This window comes from Domibacillus sp. PGB-M46 (assembly GCF_022668875.1).
GTDB lineage: Bacteria > Bacillota > Bacilli > Bacillales > Domibacillaceae > Domibacillus.
This window is the reverse complement of record NZ_JAKGCR010000007.1, coordinates 52,764-75,178: the sequence shown is the minus strand read 5'-3', so window position 1 is coordinate 75,178 and position 22,415 is coordinate 52,764. Positions and strand designations below refer to the sequence as shown.

Annotated in this window: 26 protein-coding genes; 19 read left to right on the top strand and 7 right to left on the bottom strand. The window is 46.0% G+C overall.

The window, feature by feature from the left end; translation table 11 throughout:
* The 8 genes from L2D08_RS11065 to lplA all read left to right on the top strand — a co-directional run bounded on the left by L2D08_RS11065 (position 1) and on the right by lplA (position 7,209).
* Positions 1-780 (top strand): putative hydro-lyase, encoded by a 780-nt coding sequence (locus tag L2D08_RS11065; RefSeq protein ID WP_242233835.1) that lies wholly within the window; start codon positions 1-3, stop codon positions 778-780.
* 97 nt (positions 781-877) lie between these two features.
* Positions 878-1,630, top strand: coding sequence for an IclR family transcriptional regulator (locus L2D08_RS11060; protein WP_242233834.1), 753 nt, complete (start codon positions 878-880; stop codon positions 1,628-1,630).
* 18 nt (positions 1,631-1,648) lie between these two features.
* Positions 1,649-2,413 (top strand): LamB/YcsF family protein, encoded by a 765-nt coding sequence (locus L2D08_RS11055; RefSeq protein WP_242233833.1) that lies wholly within the window; start codon positions 1,649-1,651, stop codon positions 2,411-2,413.
* A gap of 2 nt (positions 2,414-2,415) precedes the next feature.
* Positions 2,416-3,630: an NRAMP family divalent metal transporter gene (locus L2D08_RS11050; RefSeq protein ID WP_242233832.1), complete on the top strand. Its 1,215-nt coding sequence runs from the start codon at positions 2,416-2,418 to the stop codon at positions 3,628-3,630.
* A 94-nt stretch (positions 3,631-3,724) separates the two neighbouring features.
* On the top strand, positions 3,725-4,639 hold the full coding sequence (locus L2D08_RS11045; protein WP_242233831.1) for a sensor domain-containing diguanylate cyclase: 915 nt from the start codon (positions 3,725-3,727) through the stop codon (positions 4,637-4,639).
* 247 nt (positions 4,640-4,886) lie between these two features.
* The gene (locus L2D08_RS11040; protein WP_242233830.1) at positions 4,887-5,102 is read left to right on the top strand and encodes a hypothetical protein; all 216 of its coding nucleotides are present in this window, start codon (positions 4,887-4,889) and stop codon (positions 5,100-5,102) included.
* 205 nt (positions 5,103-5,307) lie between these two features.
* Complete coding sequence (locus L2D08_RS11035; RefSeq protein WP_242233829.1) at positions 5,308-6,138, top strand: DUF1206 domain-containing protein; 831 nt, start codon at positions 5,308-5,310, stop codon at positions 6,136-6,138.
* 81 nt (positions 6,139-6,219) lie between these two features.
* Positions 6,220-7,209: a lipoate--protein ligase gene (gene lplA, locus L2D08_RS11030; protein ID WP_242233828.1), complete on the top strand. Its 990-nt coding sequence runs from the start codon at positions 6,220-6,222 to the stop codon at positions 7,207-7,209.
* Positions 7,210-7,253: 44 nt separating this feature from the next.
* On the opposite strand, the gene L2D08_RS11025 is transcribed toward lplA, so the two are convergent.
* Positions 7,254-8,294 (bottom strand): N-acetylmuramoyl-L-alanine amidase family protein, encoded by a 1,041-nt coding sequence (locus tag L2D08_RS11025; RefSeq protein WP_242233827.1) that lies wholly within the window; start codon positions 8,292-8,294, stop codon positions 7,254-7,256.
* Positions 8,295-8,582: 288 nt separating this feature from the next.
* Here L2D08_RS11025 and L2D08_RS11020 point away from each other — a divergent pair, with 288 nt between their 5' ends.
* Positions 8,583-10,619 (top strand): catalase, encoded by a 2,037-nt coding sequence (locus L2D08_RS11020; RefSeq protein WP_242233826.1) that lies wholly within the window; start codon positions 8,583-8,585, stop codon positions 10,617-10,619.
* Positions 10,620-10,731: 112 nt separating this feature from the next.
* Here L2D08_RS11020 and L2D08_RS11015 read toward each other — a convergent pair whose 3' ends face one another.
* The gene (locus tag L2D08_RS11015; RefSeq protein ID WP_242233825.1) at positions 10,732-11,028 is read right to left on the bottom strand and encodes a spore coat protein; all 297 of its coding nucleotides are present in this window, start codon (positions 11,026-11,028) and stop codon (positions 10,732-10,734) included.
* Complete coding sequence (locus tag L2D08_RS11010; protein WP_242233824.1) at positions 11,025-11,231, bottom strand: hypothetical protein; 207 nt, start codon at positions 11,229-11,231, stop codon at positions 11,025-11,027. Before L2D08_RS11010 ends, L2D08_RS11015 begins: the two co-directional genes overlap by 4 nt.
* 149 nt (positions 11,232-11,380) lie before the next feature.
* Between L2D08_RS11010 and L2D08_RS11005 the strand changes: the two genes are divergently transcribed.
* Genes L2D08_RS11005 through L2D08_RS10995 form a run of 3 tightly spaced genes read left to right on the top strand, consistent with a single transcriptional unit; the run spans position 11,381 to position 13,131 of the window.
* Entirely contained in the window at positions 11,381-11,587 is a 207-nt protein-coding gene (locus L2D08_RS11005; RefSeq protein ID WP_242233823.1) for a spore coat protein, read from the top strand.
* An 18-nt stretch (positions 11,588-11,605) separates the two neighbouring features.
* Entirely contained in the window at positions 11,606-11,965 is a 360-nt protein-coding gene (locus L2D08_RS11000; RefSeq protein ID WP_242233822.1) for a spore coat protein, read from the top strand.
* 29 nt (positions 11,966-11,994) lie between these two features.
* Entirely contained in the window at positions 11,995-13,131 is a 1,137-nt protein-coding gene (locus L2D08_RS10995; protein WP_242233821.1) for a zinc-dependent alcohol dehydrogenase, read from the top strand.
* Positions 13,132-13,145: 14 nt separating this feature from the next.
* Here the strand turns inward: L2D08_RS10995 and L2D08_RS10990 are convergent, their stop codons facing one another.
* On the bottom strand, positions 13,146-13,721 hold the full coding sequence (locus L2D08_RS10990; RefSeq protein ID WP_242233820.1) for a beta-class carbonic anhydrase: 576 nt from the start codon (positions 13,719-13,721) through the stop codon (positions 13,146-13,148).
* Between the two features lie 56 nt (positions 13,722-13,777).
* Positions 13,778-14,098: a thioredoxin family protein gene (locus L2D08_RS10985; protein WP_242233819.1), complete on the bottom strand. Its 321-nt coding sequence runs from the start codon at positions 14,096-14,098 to the stop codon at positions 13,778-13,780.
* A gap of 77 nt (positions 14,099-14,175) precedes the next feature.
* Between L2D08_RS10985 and queF the strand changes: the two genes are divergently transcribed.
* Together queF and L2D08_RS10975 are read left to right on the top strand one after the other, a co-directional pair.
* Entirely contained in the window at positions 14,176-14,673 is a 498-nt protein-coding gene (queF, locus tag L2D08_RS10980; protein ID WP_242233818.1) for a preQ(1) synthase, read from the top strand.
* Between the two features lie 561 nt (positions 14,674-15,234).
* Positions 15,235-15,891 (top strand): M50 family metallopeptidase, encoded by a 657-nt coding sequence (locus L2D08_RS10975; RefSeq protein WP_242233817.1) that lies wholly within the window; start codon positions 15,235-15,237, stop codon positions 15,889-15,891.
* Between the two features lie 15 nt (positions 15,892-15,906).
* Here L2D08_RS10975 and L2D08_RS10970 read toward each other — a convergent pair whose 3' ends face one another.
* Positions 15,907-17,169, bottom strand: coding sequence for an erythromycin esterase family protein (locus L2D08_RS10970; RefSeq protein ID WP_242233816.1), 1,263 nt, complete (start codon positions 17,167-17,169; stop codon positions 15,907-15,909).
* Positions 17,170-17,344: 175 nt separating this feature from the next.
* Here L2D08_RS10970 and L2D08_RS10965 point away from each other — a divergent pair, with 175 nt between their 5' ends.
* Complete coding sequence (locus tag L2D08_RS10965; RefSeq protein ID WP_242233815.1) at positions 17,345-17,566, top strand: DUF378 domain-containing protein; 222 nt, start codon at positions 17,345-17,347, stop codon at positions 17,564-17,566.
* 169 nt (positions 17,567-17,735) lie between these two features.
* Positions 17,736-17,906: a hypothetical protein gene (locus tag L2D08_RS10960; protein ID WP_242233814.1), complete on the top strand. Its 171-nt coding sequence runs from the start codon at positions 17,736-17,738 to the stop codon at positions 17,904-17,906.
* A 178-nt stretch (positions 17,907-18,084) separates the two neighbouring features.
* Here L2D08_RS10960 and L2D08_RS10955 read toward each other — a convergent pair whose 3' ends face one another.
* Positions 18,085-18,285: a cold-shock protein gene (locus L2D08_RS10955; protein ID WP_242233813.1), complete on the bottom strand. Its 201-nt coding sequence runs from the start codon at positions 18,283-18,285 to the stop codon at positions 18,085-18,087.
* A gap of 279 nt (positions 18,286-18,564) precedes the next feature.
* Here L2D08_RS10955 and L2D08_RS10950 point away from each other — a divergent pair, with 279 nt between their 5' ends.
* The 3 genes from L2D08_RS10950 (at position 18,565) to L2D08_RS10940 (ending at position 22,029) form a co-directional block, all read left to right on the top strand.
* Positions 18,565-19,170, top strand: a complete 606-nt coding sequence (locus L2D08_RS10950; RefSeq protein WP_242233812.1) for an FAD-dependent monooxygenase — start codon at positions 18,565-18,567, stop codon at positions 19,168-19,170.
* A gap of 119 nt (positions 19,171-19,289) precedes the next feature.
* Positions 19,290-19,859: a TetR/AcrR family transcriptional regulator gene (locus L2D08_RS10945; protein WP_242233811.1), complete on the top strand. Its 570-nt coding sequence runs from the start codon at positions 19,290-19,292 to the stop codon at positions 19,857-19,859.
* Positions 19,860-19,947: 88 nt separating this feature from the next.
* Entirely contained in the window at positions 19,948-22,029 is a 2,082-nt protein-coding gene (locus L2D08_RS10940) for an MMPL family transporter (protein WP_242233810.1), read from the top strand.
* Positions 22,030-22,415: the final 386 nt, after the last annotated feature.

Below are 22,415 nucleotides of genomic sequence, written 5' to 3'. Positions count from 1 at the left end.
ATGGAAACATCATTGGAACGGATTCGCAAGGAGATTCGGGAAAGCAAATGGACGAAGCCGACAGCGGGTTTGGCCCCTGGATATACACAAGCCAATCTTGTAATTTTGCCGAAAGAACAGGCATATGACTTTTTGCTGTTTTGCCAGCGGAATCCAAAAGCGTGCCCGCTCCTCGAAGTAACGGATGTCGGTTCGCCGGTTCCGAGATTGACGGCACCAACGGCTGACTTACGTTATGACACACCAAAGTACCGGATTTACCGGCATGGAGAGCTTGTTGAAGAAGTAACGAGCATAGAATCCTGCTGGCAGGACGATTTTGTTTCCTTTTTAATCGGCTGCAGCTTTACATTTGAGCATGCCCTGATCGAAAACGGCCTTTCGATCCGCCACATTGATGAACAGCGGAATGTGCCGATGTATATTACAAATCAGCCATGTGAACCGGCTGGTGTGTTTCATGGGAACCTCGTGGTCAGCATGCGGCCGTTTGGATCAAAAGATGTGATACGCGCAGTTGAAGTAACGTCCCGCTTTCCCGCGGTGCATGGCTCACCTGTACATATCGGCCTGCCGGAGCAAATAGGTATTGCCCAGCTAGACAAGCCGGATTTTGGCGATACTGTAACCGTAAAAGAAGGTGAGTCGCCTGTTTTCTGGGCATGCGGTGCAACCCCGCAATCTATTGCCATGTCAAGCAAGCCCGCATTAATGATTACCCATGCGCCTGGACATATGTTTATTACTGATCAGAAAGACAGCCAGTACTCCGTTTTATAAATTTGGCTGCGCCTCTGTCCACTGTTTCATATATAATGGAGCAAAACCATAAATGGAGGGACTATTCCATTTATCGGAACAGGGAGAAGGAAGAAAAGTGAATAAAACTGTCCTTAAATCAATGGAAATCATTCAATTGTTTTTTACAGAAGAAAAATTAACGCTGCTGCAAATGATAGAAAAAACGGGGCTGCCGAAAACATCTGTTTACCGAATGGCAGAATCGTTGCTTGAACTCGGATTTCTGGAGAAAGACCAGGATGGTGCCTACCGTTTAGGATTGATTTTTCTGGCGCTCGGCAATCTTGTCGCTGAACGGCTGGATATCCGCTCCATTGCATTGCCCTACATGCAAAAACTCCGGAAAGAAACAGGGGAAGCTGTGAATCTTGTGATCCGGGATGGAGATGAAGCGGTTTACATTGAGAAGGTTGATACGCAGGAACGTGTCCGTGTTTACACACAAATTGGCCGCCGTGCCCCGCTGTATGGAGGGGCATGCCCGCGTGTGCTGCTGTCTTTTATGGAGCACGCCGAACAAGAGCGGTTGATTGAATCATTCCAGATTGTACGATACGCAAAAGGAACACCGGAAAACAAAGAGGAACTGCGGCAGCTGATTGAGAAAGCACGGAAGGATGGCTGGTCGATCAGCCATTCTGAATTAGAGGATCATTCTTCTGCTATTGCTGCTCCTATTTTTAATTATAAAGGAGACGTAGTAGCCGGGATCAGCCTTGTAGGCCCCGAGGTCCGCTTTCAGGACGAAGCACATGCAAAAAAAATGGTTGAAAAGCTAACAGAAGCATCACGGCAGATCTCCGCTGAACTCGGTGCCGTAGATCGCTGATTTTTGGAGGGGCGGTTTATGAAAATAGATATTAACTGTGATATGGGAGAAAGCTTTGGCGCATACTCTATCGGCCATGACCAGGACATCATGCCATACATTACATCAGCGAATATTGCCTGTGGATTTCATGCAGGCGATCCGGATGTGATGAAAAAAACGGTTCATTTAGCGATGGAGCAGGGCGTCAAAATGGGCGCCCATCCAGGCTTTCAAGATTTAGCCGGCTTTGGACGCCGGAACATGGCACTTTCGCCAGAAGAAGTATACTCGCTTGTTGTGTATCAAATCGGGGCTCTTCAGGCGTTCGTGCAAATAGAAGGAGCCGCCCTGCATCATGTGAAGCCGCATGGTGCACTTTATAATATGGCAGCTTCAAATGAAGAGATGGCATCTGCTATTGCGGCAGCCGTTAAAGATGTGGATAAATCTTTTATTCTATACGGCCTTGCGGGAAGCAAACTGGTTGAAGCCGGCCAAAAAGCAGGGCTGAAAACAGCCAGTGAAGTTTTTGCGGACCGTACTTATACCCGGGAAGGGATGCTGACACCGCGGCGTTTGCCCTATGCATTAATTGAGGACTCGGAAGATGCGGTATCTCAGGTAATCCGTATGGCAAAAGAAAAGAAAGTACAGGCCACAGACGGAACAGAGGTCGATATTCAAGCGGACACGGTCTGTATACATGGCGACGGACCTCACGCGCTTTCTTTTGCCCGGCTGATCCGGACAAAGCTGCAGGAAGAAGGCATTAAAGTGCGTTCAATTTCCAGGGAGGAATAAATATGTCAAAACAAAAACAGCTTCAGCAGCAGGAAAAATCAAATTGGAGTATATTATTAGGCGCTGCCTTTTTGATGGCAACTTCCGCCATTGGACCTGGCTTTTTAACGCAGACAACGGTTTTTACTGAGCAGCTCGCCGCCAGCTTCGGTTTTGTCATTTTAGTTTCAATCTTGCTGGATATTGGCGCTCAGACGAATATCTGGAGAATTCTTGTTGTGGCAGAAAAGCGGGCGCAGGATATTGCAAACCTCGTTTTCCCGGGTCTGGGCTACGTGCTTGCTGTGCTGATTGTTTTGGGCGGCATTGCTTTTAATATCGGTAATATTGGCGGTGCCGGTCTTGGTGCCAATGTTATTTTCGGTATAGACCCTGTGATGGGTGCTATTATCAGTGCTGTCATTGCCGTCGCCATCTTTCTTGTGAAAGAAGCCGGTCTATTAATGGATAAGTTTACACAGATAATGGGGTTTGTCATGATTGGCCTTACCCTGTTTGTTGTTTTTAAGGCAAGCCCTCCGGTCGGGGAAGCAGTAATCAGAACGTTTGCCCCGGATACAATTGACCTGCTTGCGATCGTCACCCTTGTTGGCGGTACAGTGGGAGGCTATATTACATTTGCTGGAGGACATCGTCTTTTAGATGCAGGAATAAAAGGAGTCGGTGCAGTTCCGCAGGTGACGAAGAGCTCAGTATCTGCTATCGGGATCGCTTCAATCATGCGTATTTTTCTTTTCCTTGCTGCACTCGGTGTTGTGGCGCAGGGCTTGCCGATTAATCCGGAAAACCCGCCGGCGTCTGTGTTCCAGCTGGCTGCGGGTGACATCGGATACCGCCTGTTTGGTGTGGTAATGTGGGCAGCTGCCATTACATCTGTTGTCGGCGCAGCTTACACATCTGTTTCGTTTATCCGCACGTTCCACCCAACGATTGCAAAGTATGATAAGTCAATCATTGTCGCATTTATTTTGCTTTCCACTATTATTTTCATAACCATTGGTAAACCGGTGAAAATGCTTATTTTAGCCGGGGCATTAAATGGTCTTATTCTGCCGGTGGCACTTACGGTTATGCTCATTGCAGCTTATAAAAAATCGATTGTTGGTGAATACCGTCACCCGATTTGGATGACAGCCGCAGGAGTAATTGTCGTTGTGCTTATGGCTTTTATGGGCGGCTACACATTAATCAACCAGCTCCCAACCTTATTCGAATAAAATACAGCAAAAAGTCAGCCGCGCAGAGCTGACTTTTTGCTGTTTCACCGTTATACTGAAATGAATGATAGCGTGGATGAAAGAAGGTGAGGAAGTGGAAACAGACTGGCTGGAAACAGCAGGGTTTTCCCGCGTCTTTGCGGATATTTTGTCGGTAGCCAACGATTTAATCGGCGATGAAACGTTTTATATCAGCTTGGTTGAAAGGGATCGTCTGAAGGTATTACAGACCCTTTCTAAAAGTGATATTTTGGTTCAAGCCGGGAAAACTGTCCGGCTCCAAGATACATATTGCCAAATCCCTTATGCAAGCGGACAGCCGATGCTGGTTAAGAATGCTAAGGAAGACGAGCGTACAAAGCGTCATAATCTTACATACTCGCTGAATATTGGCTCGTACGCGGGTGTACCTATTTCTTTGGGGGACGGCAGCACATTCGGTGCTCTTTGCTCCATTCACACATCCTTAAATCGATACGACAACAAAACAGTTGAAATTCTGAAGAAGCTTGCTTCCTTCCTGTCTTATGCCATTGATACCGAGCGGCTGCTCATCCAGGACGGATTAACAGGCTTGTACAACCGGGTTTACTGGAAGCGGATCCTGACATCTGATTGGATTGAAAAAGAGACACATGCTCTCTTAATGATCGATCTGGATAAGTTTAAACAAGTAAATGACCGGTTTGGACACGAAGCGGGAGACCATGTTTTAATGGAGGTTGCTTCAGTTATCAAGCAGATCATCCCTGACGATGCCTATGGTTTTCGATTTGGCGGTGATGAATTTGGTGTGCTGTTTTTGCACCGGCCAGCAGAGGAAGCATCTCTATTTGCCCAGGAAATAATCGATGAAAGCAAGCGGAATCAAGAACTCCGTACATATGGTGTGTTTTTATCGGCTGGGATCACTGATACAAAACGAGTACCGGTTCAGTCTTTAATGAAAGAAGCAGATGGACTGCTGTATCAATCAAAGCGAAACGGCGGCTGCCGTGTATCTATCTGAGAAAACACCTGAAGAAGGCGCTTCAGGTGTAGACAAAGTCTTTCGCTTTTAAAAAAGAGCCGGTAAGTGAAGCCTGCCGGAATTCGCGCATCCTAAGGCAGTGCGTGAGCCTCCTCGGCTGCGCCTGTGGGGTCTCCCGACTCACTGTACTTCCCGCAGGAGTCTTCGTCCGGCAGGCTTCATGAAGTGGTGTTAAAGATCAATAAGCAGGGACTGAATAGACATTTTCTCTTTTTTAAACAGAAAGATGCGACCTTATTCGTTCTATGCAATCTTGTCGCAAGCCACTTGGAGGCGGGAAGGCAGCGCAGACTCCTATAGGACGAGCGGGCAGCTGAGGCCGGTGGAGCTGCCGGGCGAAGTCGGGCCCGGCGCCTGCCCGATGGAAAGCGGAGCGGCCTGGACGCCGCTGATCCATCCCATTCATGTGCACGGTCATCCATATCATTTGTCTACGGGCTGAAGCACCTAGAAAGGGTGCTTTTTTGTTCTGCTATACAGTCCGCTTAACTGGCAGAAAAGAAAGTTAAGCAGGGATGTATGAGTTTATTCATTCTTTTCCGTGGCAGCGTACCAAAAAGGGCTTATGAACCAAAAAAATACCAGTTTGCGTAAAAACAAAAAACGGGAATAAGAAAGGAAAGCGAAAGCGGGGGGAGGGAGAAAGGATGACAGCAAAAGAAAGCATGCGATCAAAAGTACATGAAGCCAAACCGTGGATTCGGAGGTTTGGGCGGATGGGGCATATGGCAAAAGGAACGGTGTATGCGCTCGTTGGCCTCTTTGCCCTGATGGCAGCAGCAGGCGCCGGCGGAGGAACGACCGATACAAGCGGCGCCCTCGTGACTGTAGCTGACGAACCATTTGGCCGGATACTGCTCTGGCTTATTGGCATTGGCCTGATTGGATATGTGATATGGGAACTCATCAAGTCGATAAAAGATGTTCAGCATGAAGGCACTGGAGCTAAAGGAACGGCAAAACGGATTGGTTACATGATCAGTGCGTTTATTTATGGCAGCCTGGCTCTCACTGCCATCCGGCTTGCTGTCCATGCCGGCGGAGGAGGAAACTCGGAGAAGAGCATTTCCGCAAAGCTTCTGGCCCAGCCGTTTGGGCAGTGGATCGTCGGCTGTATTGGACTTATCATTATTTTGTATGGATGTATAGAATTATACCGGGGCTTTAAGGGGAAATTTATGCAATATTTTAAAACGAGTGAAATGAATAAAAAAGAAATAGGCCTTGCCCGAAGAGCTGGAAAAGCTGGACTCCTTGCACGTGGAATTGTGCTCGCGATGATCGGTTTTTTCTTTATTAAAACGGCTGTTACAGCTAATCCGAACGAAACAAAAGGCATTGACGGAGCGTTGGCAGAGCTTGCTTCGCAGCCGTACGGACAGTTTTTACTCGGCCTTGCCGCAGCAGGGCTTCTATTATATGGCATATACGAAATAATTCGCGGCCGTTACCAGCGCATGAATTTCGGCAGAGAATAAAGCATCCGGAATCGGGTGCTTTTTCTTTGAGAACGAATCTCAATATGCTACATTTGAACTAAACCAATTCGGAGGTGTACGATGCTTTTTATTGACAACAAAGGGATTACCGATCCGCGCATTAATTTAGCGATTGAAGAATATGCCGTTAAACACTTGGATATTGAAGAATCTTATCTGCTTTTTTACATTAACGAACCTTCTATCATTATCGGTAAAAACCAGAATACCATTGAAGAAATAAATATAGATTATGTCGAGGAAAACGGCATTCACGTTGTCCGCCGTCTGTCCGGCGGCGGTGCGGTTTACCACGATCTTGGCAATTTAAATTTCAGCTTTATTACAAAAGATGATGGAGACAGCTTTCATAACTTCCGCAAGTTTACCGAGCCTGTTGTAGCAGCATTGAACAAACTCGGCTTGAATGCAGAAATGAGCGGGCGCAATGATTTAACAGCTAACGGGTTTAAGATCTCAGGAAACGCCCAATTTGCCACAAAAGGGCGTATGTTTACACATGGGACGCTTCTGTTTGATACCAACATGAATGATGTCGTGGCTGCCCTTAAGGTGCGTAAAGACAAAATTGAATCTAAAGGCATTAAATCGATTCGCAGCCGTGTGGCAAATATATCTGACTTGATTGAGCAAAAAATGTCTATTACCCAGTTTAAACAATTTATTTTAACCCAAATTTTTAATGGTGAAGAGCAAGCAAAAGAATATGTGCTGACAGAAGAAGATTGGAAAGCCATTCATCAGATCTCAGCCGAGCGCTACGGAAATTGGGATTGGAACTACGGCAAATCGCCGGCTTTTAATATCGAACGCTCTCATCGATTTCCGGTCGGGCTTATTGATGTGCGCCTCCATGTAAAAGGAGGAGACATTCAAACAGCACGTGTTTTCGGTGACTTTTTTGGTGCGGGGGATGTAGCCGAAGTGGAAAAGGCGCTCCTTGGAACAAAATATGAAAAGGGTGCTATTCGCCAGGCGCTTGAGCCGCTGGATATGAAGCATTACTTCGGAAATGTTACGACCGAGGATCTTGTTGACCTAATATACTGATAAAAAAACAGCGCCAGGCAAAAAGCCGGGCGCTGTTTTTGCTGTTAACGAGAAAAATAAGAGGCTAAGCCGTCTCGAATCCCGTCAGCTGCCTGCTGCTGGTAGGCAGCTGACACGATTGAAGATTCTTCGGCTGGATTTGTTAAATAACCAAGCTCAAGCAGGGCAGCGGGCTGCTGATTTTCACGAAGAACGAAATAATCGCCATACTGTGTCCCGCGGTTTGCGTTCGGCAGCGTTCCATTTAGCCCTTCGTTTAAAGAACGGGCAAGCTCTTGGTGCCCCGCCCGATAGTAATAAGCTGTATGCCCGGCTGCCTGCTGGCTCTGTGCCCCGTCATAATGAAGGCTGATAAAAGCGTCTGCTCCGTAGTCAGCTGTCCGGGCTGGCAGCGGTACATATTGATCACCCGTACGGGTTAATACAACAGTTGCTCCACTCGCAGCCAGGGTATCACGCAGCTTCCAAGCGGTTTGAAGCGTCACATTTTTTTCAATGGTGCCGTATAAACCAGATGTTCCGCCGTCCACTCCCCCATGGCCGGGATCCAGAACAATCACTTTGCCCTGTAAAGAAGAAGCAGAAGTAGAGGCATGGGTTCCTTGGCCTTGCCCTGATACAACCCAGCTGGCTACATAAGCTTCATTTCCGCTTGCAAGGCGAATACGAATCCAATCGCCGCTTCGTCCTGTAACCGGGTAGCGCTCACCGACAGATCCCCGAACAATGACAGAGGAAGATGTCGAAGGGCCGCTTCGCAAATTGGTCCCCTCTGTTTGAATGCGGATAAATTCTCCTGAAGAAGCTGTTTTTTCGGCTGCTCCACCGACAAATTGTCCGCTAACCCAGGCTTTTTGGCTTCCATAGGAGATCTGCACCCAGCCGTTTTGGGATGAAAGAATAGAGACATGGTCTCCCGTATGTACCTGTCCAAGAACAGAAGCCGAAAGAGAAGAGCTTTCACGTACATTTACGCGGTCTCCTGTGATGGAGCCCGTTTGAGCGTAGGCTGAAGCCGGCTGTCCTGCCAGTCCGGCAAAGCCGAGTAAAAAAAGAAGTAAAATGCCGAGCTTTGCTTTTTCCATAATACACCGCCTATTCATTCATTTCACTTCTATCGTATCATCTGGAAGAAAGCGTCACATCCGTAAAAATAATGATTCATTTCGTAAGAAAAATGGTCTGAATAAAAGAAAAATTTCCCTGTTTGGGCAGGATATTTTGAATAATTGGGTCGAATATGGAAATTTAATTCACAAACTTTGCCTATTTAGGATGAATATGCTGTCTTTTTTTGTTTTAGTCCATTTAAAAGGTGGTACGGATAGTAAGTAATGAACTTTTAGGGAATGTACCAATAAGGGGGCTAAAGCATGGCGATTAACGAAAACAGCAAAAACAAACAGCTGGATGAGTTCCGTGTAAGCGATCAAGGAGAAAACCTAACAACGAATCAAGGGCTTCGCGTGTCAGAAGATGAACATTCGTTGAAAGCAGGGGACCGCGGGCCTACATTGATGGAAGATTTTCATTTTCGTGAAAAAATGACCCATTTTGACCATGAGCGCATTCCAGAGCGGGTTGTTCATGCACGCGGATTTGCGGCGCATGGGTACTTTCAAGTGTATGAGTCTATGAAAGAATATACAAAAGCCGGCTTTTTACAGGATCCATCGAAGAAAACACCGGTCTTCGTCCGTTATTCGACTGTAGCGGGCTCCCGCGGTTCAGGAGATACCGTTCGTGACGTGCGCGGCTTCTCAACAAAGTTTTATACGGAGGAAGGAAACTACGACCTTGTCGGTAATAACATCCCGGTCTTTTTTATCCAGGATGCGATCAAGTTTCCAGACTTGATTCATGCCGTCAAGCCGGAGCCTCACAATGAAATGCCTCAGGCAGCAAGTGCCCATGATACATTCTGGGATTTTATTGCTAACAACCAGGAATCAGCTCATATGGTTATGTGGCATTTGTCCGATCGTGCGATTCCGCGCAGCTACCGGATGATGGAAGGATTCGGTGTTCATACATTCCGTTTTGTGAACGGCGAAGGAAAAGCGCGGTTTGTAAAGTTTCATTGGAAGCCGGTTCTCGGTATTAAATCACTTGTGTGGGATGAAGCGCAAAAAATTGCCGGTAAAGATCCGGATTTCCACCGCCGCGACCTGTGGGAATCGATCGAAATGGGGGATTATCCAGAATTCGAGTTTGGCGTGCAGATGATTGACGAAGAAGACGAATTTAAATTTGATTTTGATGTGCTTGATCCAACTAAAATTTGGCCGGAAGAAGACGTACCGGTAAAAATCATTGGGAAAATGACACTTAACCGTAATGTCGATAATGTATTTGCCGAAACGGAACAAGCGGCTTTCCATCCGGGCCACGTTGTACCGGGAATTGATTTTACCAATGATCCGCTGTTGCAGGGACGGCTTTTCTCTTATACCGATACACAGCTTATCCGCCTCGGCGGGCCAAACTTCCATGAGCTGCCGATTAACCGCCCTGTCTGCCCGTTCTTTAATAACCAGCGTGATGGATACGGGCGCCAGACAATTAACGTCGGGCAGGTGAGCTACCATAAAAACTCGCTGGCTCAAAATACGCCGTCACCGGCCAAGGAAGAAGAAGGCGGCTACGCTCATTACCAGGAAAAAGTAGAAGGCCGCAAAGTAGCGCGCCGCAGCGACAGTTTTAAAGACCATTTTTCACAGGCAGCCCTGTTCTGGAACAGTATGACAGAGGTTGAAAAAAAACATATTATTGAAGCATTCAGCTTTGAACTGGGCAAAGTAAAAAGCAAAGATATTCGCCAGCAGGTTGTGAATATGTTTGCGAATGTCAATGCAGGCCTGGCGGCACAAGTAGCTGACGCCATTGGTGTGCAGGCACCATCCGATATAGAGGAATCGTCCATTACCAAATCTTCGCCGGCGCTAAGCCAGGAGGCAAACCCAGTTAAAGGGGTGGCAACTCGCAAAATTGCAATCCTAGCAGGCGAGGGCTTCTCGGGCAAAACGATGACCGATATTTACAAAGCCTTTGAAAAAGCAGGCACCCGTCCCGAAGTGGTGAGCACAAAGCAGGGAACAATCAAAGGCGATGACGGAGCGGAGCTTGAAGTAGACCATACTTTCCTGACAGCCGACTCGGTTTTATTTGATGCCGTTTACGCAGCAGGCGGGCTGAGTGCAGATCCAAAAGCGAAAAAGCAGGCAAAAGCTTTTTTAACAGAAGCATATGAACACTTTAAAACCGTAGGAGCGACAGATGACAGCGTGGATTTGATCGCGGATCTGCCTGGTGATCCGGGCGTAATAGCGGAAGCATCTCCATCTGAAGGCTATGCAGACAACTTCCTCGCCGCTCTTGCTGAACACCGTCACTGGAACCGCTCTGTATAAAGAAAGAAATAAAAACTGCCGAATGGGATGTCGGCAGTTTTTTTGGTTTTAAAGGTGAATAAAAGCCTCGTCTTTCAATTAGTAGAAGCAGACAAAGCAGGAGGATGGGGTGCTATTTTACAAGATCCTGGCTTGTTTGTGCGACAGCTAGATCGATTTTCGCCTGTTCTTCCAGGTTGTAAGGATGGTAATATCCTTTTTCCATCATATATCTGCTGATGCTTTCATGAGTTGAAACAGTGGCCATAAGCTGTTCACGCAGGGCTGAACGCAATTCAGGTGTTACGGCTTCCGTAAGCGCGAACGCTGCATTCCTGACACCGGATTTGGCGGAAATCAAAAAGTCCGTTGCAATCACCTGATCCGTCATGCCGCCCATGCCTGCTATGCTTTTAAATAAATCATTCATTGTGCCACGCCACCTCCGGGCAAAAGCTGCTTCAGCTGTTGAAGATGCTGCTGGCCCGCTTGTGCGTCTGCTTCAAGCAGGGTTTTTAATTCCGGATCCTGTGCAAGTTTGCTCATCGTCGCTGATTTTGTCGTACAGAGACTTTTAAAAACGACCAGTTCATGCAGTTCCAGAGACTCGTGCTGACCAAAATGCTTCCTCACATTTATCACCTCTTCAGTTATTCATACACACTTCTTATTTTGGCTTTTCATCTGTTCCTTATTCAAACATGCACAGATTGAACCATCTGAATAAATAGAGAAAATGAAAGGGAAAATGAATGTTGTGACTAACTGTAGAGGTGAGAAATATGGACCAAAAAAAATTGGCCTTTCATGAAACAATGGAGCTCCATGAGATGATCAACTTTAAAACGATCTGCATGCTCAAATCAAAACTAATGCAGGGTGCCTGCTTTGACAGTGATTTAAAAGCGATGCTGGAAAAAGACGCACAGCAGTCGATTCACCAAACGAATGAGTTGTTAGAGCTTTATAAGGGAGCCAGAACATTTTAATTTTTGGAGGTGGAAGATGTGAACGATTATTTAGATCCGATCAATTCAGTGGGAATGCCGGAACTTGCTGATTCTGCTATTGCGCTTGAATTTTTGACCTCTGTAAAAAATGGGGTAAGAAACTGTGCGTTGGCTATAACAGAAGCGGCTACGCCGGAAGTTCGTTCTGTACTGATCAAGCATCTGGAACAGGGCATTGACCTGCATGGTGAAGTAACGGAATTAATGCTGCATAAAGGCTGGCTCTATCCGTATGACGTCGATAAACAAATGCAGCTGGACATTAAGTCCGCTGAAACGGCTGTCGACATTGCCCGGCTGCCGCTCTTCCCGACCAATACAAATCGAAAAGGGTTATTTCCAACCCCGCCTAAATAAATGCCATTATCGTGGAGGAGGTTTAAAAAATGAAAGCCGTCACATATCAAGGTGTGAAAAATGTGGTTGTAAAAGAAGTAGAAGCACCCAGCATTCAAAAACCGGACGATATTATCGTCAAGCCTACATTAACAGCTATTTGCGGGTCCGATTTGCACTTGATTCATGGCATGATTCCGAATCTTCAACAAGATTATATTATCGGGCATGAACCGATGGGGATTGTAGAAGAAGTCGGACCGGCTGTGACAAAAGTAAAAAAAGGAGACCGTGTCATTGTTCCGTTTAACATCAGCTGCGGAGAATGCTGGTTTTGTAAGCATGACCTCGAAAGTCAGTGTGACAATTCTAATGATAATGGCGAAATGGGCGCTTATTTTGGATATAGCGGCACGACAGGGGGATATCCTGGCGGGCAGGCCGAATATATGCGCGTTCCGTATGGGAATTTTACACCGTTTAAAATTCCGGAAGACAGTGAGGTGGAGGATGAGAAACTCGTCCTGCTGGCGGACGCCGCTGCAACGGCTTACTGGACCGTCGACAATTCCGGCTTAAAAGAAGGAGATACAGCCATTATTTTTGGGTGCGGCCCAGTTGGACTGCTTGCTCAAAAATTTGCCTGGTTAAAAGGGGCAAAACGTGTCATTGCGGTTGATTATGTGGGATATCGGCTTGAGCATGCGAAGAGGACAAATAAAGTAGAAATTGTGAACTTTGAAGACGAGCAAAATATTGGCAATCACCTGAAAGAAATAACAGGCGGCGGGGCAGAGGTCGTCATGGATTGTGTTGGAATGGATGCGAAAATGACACCGATCGAATTTCTTGCAGTCGGCATGAAGCTCCAGGGCGGTGCTTTAAGTGCTCTTGTGGCAGCCACTCAGGCTGTCCGCAAAGGCGGTACGATTCAAATAACAGGTGCATACGGCGGAATCTATAACGCTTTTCCGCTCGGTGACATTTTTCAGCGCAACATTAACATTCGGGGCGGCCAGGCTCCTGTTATTCACTATATGCCTTATTTATATCAGCTGATTGCGGAAGGAAAAGTGGATCCGGGTGATGTCGTGACCCACATTTTGCCGCTCGATCAAGCAAAAAAAGGCTATGAATTGTTTGATACAAAAACGGATGACTGTATAAAGGTAGTGTTAAAGCCATAAAAAAAGCGGCTCTTTTAAAGAGCCGCTTCTTTTTTGTATCCATCCACCACAAGATCTAATTTGCCCGTTGCAGGGTCAATAACAAGACCGTGTATAGGAATAGAATCCACCATCAATGGATGAGACTTGACCATTTTCACGCTGTGCTCGACACTTTCTTCTACGCTGTTAAAGCCGCTCAGCCATTTATCTACTTCAATTCCAGCGTTGCGGAGTGTATCCACTACTTCCTGCTGGATGCCCCGCTCCTTCATTGCATCAATAATGACATCGCTTGAGAGAGAGCCCATACCGCAATCATGATGCCCTACGATCAATACTTCGTCTGCTTGAAGCTGATACACAGCAACCAGCAGGCTTCGCATAATCGATCCGAACGGATGGTTGACGATCGCGCCGGCGTTACGAACGATTTTTACATCTCCATTTTTAAAATTCATAGCTTCGGTTACAAGTTCAACAAGGCGTGTATCCATGCACGTTAAAATGACGACACGCTTATCCGGGAACTTTGTTGTCTCAAATTTTTCATATTCCTTGTTTTCTACAAATGTTTCGTTAAACGCTAAAATGTCTGTTAATAATGTCACTGTATTCTCTCCTTTCAATACTCCCTTATTATTGTGAAGGATTTCATAATTTTTTGTCAAATGATTTTTAAAGCGTTGGCTATACTTTTTCTTAAGCCTCCAACCGGAACAAAGCGTACCACACGGAATTGTTCCTTTCCTTTTAAAAAGAAAAGAACAGCTGGCACAGAAAAAACAGTAAACTGTCCGGCAATATCTGGTGCAATTCCCGTATTTGCGTAAACCGTTGTGACACGGGGAAACTCCTCCATAAGTGCTTGAACCTGCGGAAGCAGGGCGTGACAAACAGAACAGCCGGGGCTTGAAACATAAAGCAGTACGGCTTCGCTGGATGAAAGAATATCTGAAAATTCCGTGTATGAGGTTACAGGCTGCATTTGCACCACTCCTTTTTCTCATTGTAAACTGTCTCTGCTATAATAAAAAAGAATATGATTTATAAGGAGGCTCCGGCATGGCTGGACGAAAAGAAGAAGAACTAAAAGACATTACGCTGCTTGGCAATCAAGGAACAAACTATATATTTGACTATGATCCATCCGTTCTTGAGACGTTTGACAATAAACATCAAAACCGTGATTACTTTGTAAAATTCAACTGCCCGGAATTCACATCACTTTGCCCAATGACGGGTCAGCCGGACTTTGCGACTATTTACATCAGCTACATTCCCGACGTGAAAATGGTCGAAAGTAAATCGTTGAAGCTGTACTTGTTCAGCTTCCGCAATCACGGTGATTTTCATGAGGACTGCATGAACATCATCATGAATGACCTGATTGAACTGATGGATCCACGCTACATTGAAGTATGGGGCAAATTCACGCCCCGTGGCGGAATTTCCATTGACCCGTACACGAACTACGGGAAGCCTGGCACGAAATACGAGAAAATGGCCGAATACCGCATGATGAACCATGACCTGTATCCAGAAACGGTGGATAACCGGTAAGGATAAAGAAAGACCGGGATCATTCACATGAAAAAGAGATGTCTGAATAAGACATCTCTTTTATTTTTGCCTGCGTAAGGAGTGCCATAGTGTGTTAAAGCTTTTTTGGTGTTAGTAAGGGCAGCAAAGAAAATAAGAACCCATAAAAAGTGCAGTATAAGGAAGGAATGTCTCTTAAATCCCAACGATCCGGCTGGTTTAAAGCGTTGACAAAAGGGGGTAAAAGAAAGGCACCACTACTACAAAAGGCGGATTATAAATTATGCGTATGTCCTGTATGGGAAGCATTCTCATTTCCATTGTTTTATCAATTGTTTTAACGATCGTATTAAACATGCTGTTCTTTTAATAAGGACTAGAAAAGCGGCAGCATGGAGATAAATGATTGTACAGCCCGCTCATGCAAGAGCCGGGCTCGAATAAAAAGCGATGCTCTGCATCGCTTTTTTCACCAGTCATCCGAAAGTTGGTGGACTTTATTCGTGCATGATAAAATAAATAAATTGAAGCATGTAATTAGTTCTTATGCGTATGAAATAAACGGATAAAGAAGGGGATGCGATGACAATCAGCCAGGCGATGTTGTTCGTTGGAGCAGCAATCCTTTTAACGTGTATTCCGATAGCGGGGAAATACTTTCGTGTGTTAAATACGCTTTTGCATGAGATTGGCCACGTACTCGCAAGTCTCTTGTCGGGCGGCGGCATCCACCACGTCCAGCTGTTTTGGGATACGAGCGGCGTGGCTTATACAACGCATGCCAACAGGCTCGCTGCGATTGTTACATCGCTTGCCGGCTATCCGTTCGCATCTGCTTCTGCGTTTTTTGTTGCCTGGGCATCGCTGAATGGTTATACCGGCTGGCTGTATTACGGCCTGTTTATGATTTTAGCGGTCAGTTTAGTGTTATGGGTGCGCAACTGGTTCGGCTTTCTTTGGCTTGTAGCGTTTTTTGCAGGAACCGCGGCCATTTATATGTACGCATCCGGGGCTGTTCAGCAGGCATATATGTATGTAATTACAGCGGTTTTGCTGGTGGAATCTGTCCGCAGCAGCTGGGTCATTTTTTACTTAAGCCTTATTTCTCCTCAAAAAGCGGGAGATGCTTCTGCTTTAAAGCGCTCTACCGGGATTTCAAGCCGCGTTTGGGGACTGCTTTTTTTGATTCAGGCTTTGTATTTCGGCATTTATTTACCCGGCAAGCTGCTTGCCGGGTAGGAAAATTTTATTTTGTTAAAGCAGTCCATGAAAAAAGTGCGGCGACAAAGCGTGCGTTTTGTCGATATAGATAAAAGCGTTATAGCGTTCGGATAAGCGCGACGGAACATAATTGCCAAATCGTTCCCTTCCGGGGTGATAAACAACACCGATAGCCCGATGTCCGACTGTTTCCCGAAACAGCTCCTGGTTTTCAGGGCCAAATAAAATGTATTGATTAAAGGCGCCAGCCTTATGAAGCATATCTTCCCAGCTTCCAGGCATTGCTTCCGGCACCGGCATCACTTCCATTTCTTCTCCCCATCTGTCAGCAGCAATCACAGTACCACGGTGAGTGCCAAATCCGATTGCAAACACTTGATCGTGCCCGTATATTTCCCGGGTCAGCTGCCCGACGTTTACCATATTTTCTTCTGCCATATCTGTGGCACGCGCATCGCCAATATGTGTATTATGCTCCCATATGACCCCTTTTGAGCCGGCTCCGTAATGAGCGGTAATAAATCCAAGAGCCTCTACCATATGACGGTCACGGATATTCCATGATTCATTTCCGTTGGTTACCATTGCGTGATAATACGATTCTGCGTTTTTCGCTGCAAGGGCATTTACCTGCATATTAAGGGCTGCTTCCGGATCACGCGTATACATTTTTCGGTTTTGCTGGATAGTCTTGAGTAAATCTATGACTTCTTCCATGCAGCTTTCACCGTAAAAAGCAGCAGAAATGCCATATTGCTCGGCCTGGCGGTGAAAGGGTTCAAAGCATTCAAATGCCCGCTTCGCTTTCTCCACATCAGGAGATCCAGCCTCTTCCAAGTAATCAACAATAGCTTCCATGGATTCCCACAGGCTGTACACATCCATCCCATAAAACCCAACCTGTTTTTCATTTGTTTGATTAAAATCGTATAGCCAATTTACCAGGTCTTCTATTTCATCGTTTGCCCACATCCAGGATGGCCAGCGGCGAAAAGAACGAAGCACTTCTTCCGCATTAGCATATTCCGGCGCCTGTCCTTTTATATAGCGGTTCACTTCAAAGCAGGCTGGCCAGTCTCCTTCCACTGCAATAAAGGAAAAGCCATGCTCCGCAACCAGTCGTTTCGTAATGGCGGCACGTGTAGTGTAAAATTCGGACGTTCCATGTGATGCTTCGCCAAGCAGGACATATTTTGCATTTTGGGCCGCTTGAACAACAGGAGACAGACCTTCAGCATGCGAAAAACGGACAGCGTGCTGTTTAAGGCGGTCCACGTACTGTTCTGTTTTGAGCATTTTTTCACTCCTCACGTTTTTGTTAGTATGGCCATAATCACAAACTTCATTGCGGTTGTAAAACGTTTTATTTATAACCCAATTCTGCTTTTTTAAAACTTATTTTGGCTGTATGTTTCAAAATGGAGGATAACGGTAATACTAATTGTAACGAAGTGAAAGGAGGTGCAGAAACATGAAGGCTCTTGATTCTGTTGCACTCATTTTGTTGATTGTAGGTGGTATTAACTGGCTTCTTGTCGGTTTGCTGCAATTTGACCTAGTGGCTTCCATTTTCGGTGGACAAGATGCTCTTCTGGCAAGAATCGTTTATATTCTTGTTGGATTGTCTGCATTATATTCACTAAAATTTCTATCGCTTATCAACCGGGACAATGCACGTCACACTACTCACTAACACTACTCTGAGTATGGATAAAAAGCTGTTTTAAGCATCGCGCTTACTGGATGTTTAAAACAGCTTTTTTGCGTAAAAGGCAAAAAAGCCGGCTATAAGTTTCGATAAATAAAAAGCAAATCAAGCAAAAACATGATACACTGAAAAAAACAAGCATGGAGGAATAAGGATGGCTGAAAAGAAAATGACGCTGCAAGAAGCAATGATGAAAAAGCTGGAAGAAAAAAAAGCGCAAAATGCAGGCGGCAATGCAAAAGGAAGCTTTAATACATCAACAAAAAAAATGCAAAGTCAGCAAACGAAAAAAGTAAGCAACTCTCGCCGGAAAATGGGTGTGTAATACACATCTTGAAAATAAAAGCATCAGGAAAAAGATCTTGTGGTATACTCAATATACCATTTAACAATCCATGTTGATGTTGATGCAGCCCTCTGTTTATTTCAAACAGAGGGCTTTCCGTTTGCAAATAAAAAAGCAGACTTTCAAAAGAAAGTCTGCTGCGTATAACGAAGTGAAATTATGCTTTTTGTACGTTTGTTGCTTGTGGTCCGCGTTGACCTGCTTCAACATCAAATGTTACAGCTTGGCCTTCGTCTAAAGATTTGTAGCCTTCACCTTGAATAGCTGAGAAATGAACGAATACGTCATCTCCAGATTCGCGCTCGATGAAACCAAAACCTTTTTCTGCGTTAAACCATTTTACTTTACCTTGTTCCATGTGTGTTTCCTCCTCGTGTGCTGTGCACACATTGTGTTACTATCCTTGCTCACTACGTTCAGATGGAAAGTTTATCACTTAACAGCTTTTTCCGAACAAAAATAATTCTTTTTTATAATAACAGGAAAACGGAAATAAAGCAAATTTCTTTTTAAAAAAAGAATGAATTGTCTAAAAAGTTTGTCAATATTTCTGACAAACTTCGAGACAACCATCTTAATTCTTTATATAGTGAAATCAGCAAGACAGAATAAACATTTTTAAGAAAGGAAGATGGAAATGGACATCACTGCAATCACAAGCCAACAAGCCGGTGCTGTGACATTGGAAACGGATATCTGTATTGCAGGAGACGGGCCGGCCGGGATGATTATGGGGCTTTTTTTAGCAAAGCAGGGCATGAATGTGATCGTGCTGGAGAGGAACCCGGATTTCCATCAGCCACAAGAGCAAAATGAAACGTCGTTTACACAGCTTATGTATGAGCTTCAGCTGCTTGATAGCGTTGACCGGCATATTAAACCGGCGATGCAGGAGCTGTACGTTTTCCTGGAAGAAGAAAAAATACAGCAGCTGCTCATGAAGCCTTTATATAAGCATAATGGACATATGAACCGAATGGTGCTGCTCGCGCTGTATCGGCAGGCTGAATCCTTTTCGAATTTAAAGCTGCTCAAAGGCGCTTCCGTCAAGGGAATTTTGGTCGATGAAGATGTGCTTGCCGGCGTGTACGCCGAAACAGACGAGCAAACTTATTTTATCCATTCAAAAATTACGGTAGGAACAGATGGAGAACCGCATCAACAAATCGAAAAGGCGGCATTGGCAGATAAGAGCCTTCTCTGGATGACGGAGAGCATGGGCTCTGTGTCGGAAGCAATGTAAAATCAAAAGAGCCTGCTTGTTTCAAGCAGGCTCTTTTGATATGGAAACAGCCTTGTATGGAACAAACCGGCACCCCATGATAAACTGAGGGAAAGAATTGGGTTAAAGGGGCGGTCGCCGTGGGGCGAAAACGGGCATTTACAGAAGATGAGCTTTTGGATACGGCGGAGGCGCTTATTGTGCAGCACGGTTACAGCAGCTTTCATTTAAAGCTGCTGGCCAGCCATCTGCCGGGAGCGCGCAGCACGATTTATCAATATTATGCAAATAAAGAAGAGGTAGCGGCAGCTGTTATGAAGCGGGCAATGGTACGGGCTCTTGTAAAAGCCGGAAGAGTCGATGAAACGGACCCGATTCAAGCGCTGCAGCAGCTTTTGCGTGTATATATGGAAGAAGCGGATCTTCATTATTTTTTAGGAGACGCCCGCAAAGTGGATGTCACGCAATCTGAAAAAGCGGCACAGCAGGTGAAAGACGTACTGGTTATGCTGAAGCATTTGCGCGGACAGCTGGATCGGATTTTTGACGCCGCACAAAAACAGGGCGCGGTTCGTTCAGACATCCCTATTAAGGTTCTGGCCGGTTTGTTTTTTCAGCTGATTAATACACCAAATTCCCTGCAGCTGCCGCCGCATGAATGGGCGGATTACTTGTTTGCATTATGGTATGAAGGAAGCGGAGCGCATTGACGCTCCGTTTTTTTACATTTTAAATTTGACAGTTGTGTCAGGAATAGAATTTAATAAAGATATTCTAGCTGCTTAAGGAGGAACAGATATGAAAAAAGCACTCCAGCCGCTGACGGATTGGGTGGCGACGAAAAAAGGAATGTGGACCGTGCTGGCGGCCTGGCTGCTGGGAATTGCGATGTTAAGCGTATGGGCACCGGCAGCACGTGATTACACCGCGGATGCTTTTGAATCGCTGCCGGAGGATGCAGCATCGATTGAGGCGGCAAAAAAAGTGGAAGAGTATTTCCCGGACGAAGGCGGCACGCCGGCTATTCTCGTTTTCAACGAGGAAAATGGAAAAGTAGCAGAAACGGAGATTGCCAGGACGCTCGCCTCTATTGAGAAAGAAGTAGACGGGATCACGGGCATAGCACCGTTTGCTCAGCTGCCGCCTCAGGCGCGAGCCGAGTTTTTATCGGCGGATGCCTCTGCTGCAGCTATCCCTGTTGTGTTTCAGGAAGGCTTCACCAGCAAAGCGTTTGAGCCGCGTATTAACCAGATCACAAAAATTGCTGGAGAACAATCCAGCAGTAAAATGTATGTAACCGGGCCAGCGGGTATTGCGGCCGATACGACTGCCCTTTTTTCACGGGCAGACATTGTACTGCTGTTATCAACGGTTGTTCTTATTTTGGTTTTGCTTATTGTGATTTATCGTTCACCGCTGCTTGCGTTTATCCCGCTTTTGGCATCCGGTCTCGTGTATGCAGTGACAGATCGGATATTGGGCCTCTATGGAGCCGCGGGGCTTGAGATGAGCAGTCAGGCTCTGTCTATTATGACGATTTTGTTGTTTGCGGCAGTCACTGACTACTCGCTGTTTGTGCTGGCGCGTTTTCGTGAAGAGCTGCGCCTCCATGAAAGAAAATTTGATGCAATGAAATGGGCTATGAGGGAAACAGGAGAGCCAGTTTTTTTCTCTGGCGGTACCGTGCTTGCAGCGATGCTTGTATTGTTTTTTGCGCATATTCGCGATTATCAAAACTTTGCGCCGCTTTTTGCCACCGTCATGGCAGTGATTATGCTTGCTTCTGTCACACTTGTGCCGGCTTTGTTTCAGTTGTTTGGACGGCAGTCATTTTGGCCGAAGGTGCCTAAGGCGGGAGAAGGGGAGAAAAAAGAGAGCGGCCTTTGGGGACGCGTGGCGCGTTTTGTGACAACTAAACCTGTACTCTCCGGCGGTGTTGTACTTGTATTTCTTCTTGTCTCGGCTTTTAACGTAGTCAATATTAAATATGAATTTGATACATTAAAATCCTTCCCGGATGATATGCCGTCTCTTGTCGGATATCGTATCATTGAGGATAAATTTTCGGCGGGAGATGTATCGCCGACAACCGTGATTTATGAAGGAAATGGGGATCCGGCTGCTTTAGCTGCAGAGCTTAACAAACAGGAAGGTATTTTATCTGCCGTCCCCCAGACATCTGAAGCATCAGGAAATGCACATGAGCTGACCCTCGCTTTCGAAGCGAGCCCTTACAGTGAAAAAGCGCTTAATACGTTATCCGGTTTAAGAGAGCGGGAGGAGGCGCTCCTTGACGATACGGGAATAGAAGGCAAGCTGTTCTTTGCCGGGGAAACAGCCGAGAAACTGGATGACCGGGAGTTGAACGATCGGGATTTACTGCTTATTGTAGCGCTTGAAATTATCCTGCTTTTTGTCCTGCTCATCATCCTGACGCGCTCGTGGAAAATGCCGCTTTACATGGTCGGAACGATCGTCCTGTCGTTTTTATCTGCGCTTGGCCTGGGGCTGTTTCTAACCAATGTGCTGTTTGGCATCGACGCCATCAGTACAAGAGTGCCGCTGTATTCGTTCGTGTTCCTCGTTGCGCTCGGCATCGATTATAATATTATTCTCGTTTCACGTTATATGGAAGAACGAAAAAAGCATTCGCTCAAAGCAGCAGTTGAACGGGCTGTAGCCAAAACAGGAGGGGTGATTTCATCCGCCGGTATTATATTGGCTGCTACCTTTGCCGTTTTGATGACACAGCCCATTGAAGTGCTGTTTGTATTTGGGTTCATTGTTGCAGTTGGCATTCTCATTGATACTTTTTTTGTAAGGGGGCTTTTGCTGCCGGCATTGATTTTATTTTTTGAGAAAGAAAAAAGCCGTCCATAATGGGCGGATTTTCAGGCTGTAGACAAATGATATGGATGACCGTGCACATGAATAGGGTAGGATCGGCGGGATCCAGGCAGCTCCGCTTTCCATGGGGCAGACGCTGAGCCCATAAGAGTCTGCGCTCCCCTCCTGCCGCCAAATGGCCTGCGACAAGATTGTATGGAGCTACTAAGGCCATAGCTTATTGATCTTCAACATCACTTAGACTTAGTGAAGCCTGCCGGACGAAGACTCCTGCGGGAAGTACAGTGAGTCGGGAGACCCCGCAGGCGCAGCCGAGGCTCCCGCACTGTCCGGAGAACGCGAAGTTCGGCAGGTTTTACTTATCGGCTCTTTTTTAAAAGCGAAAGACTTTGTCTGTACACTGAAAAGCCGTCCATAAG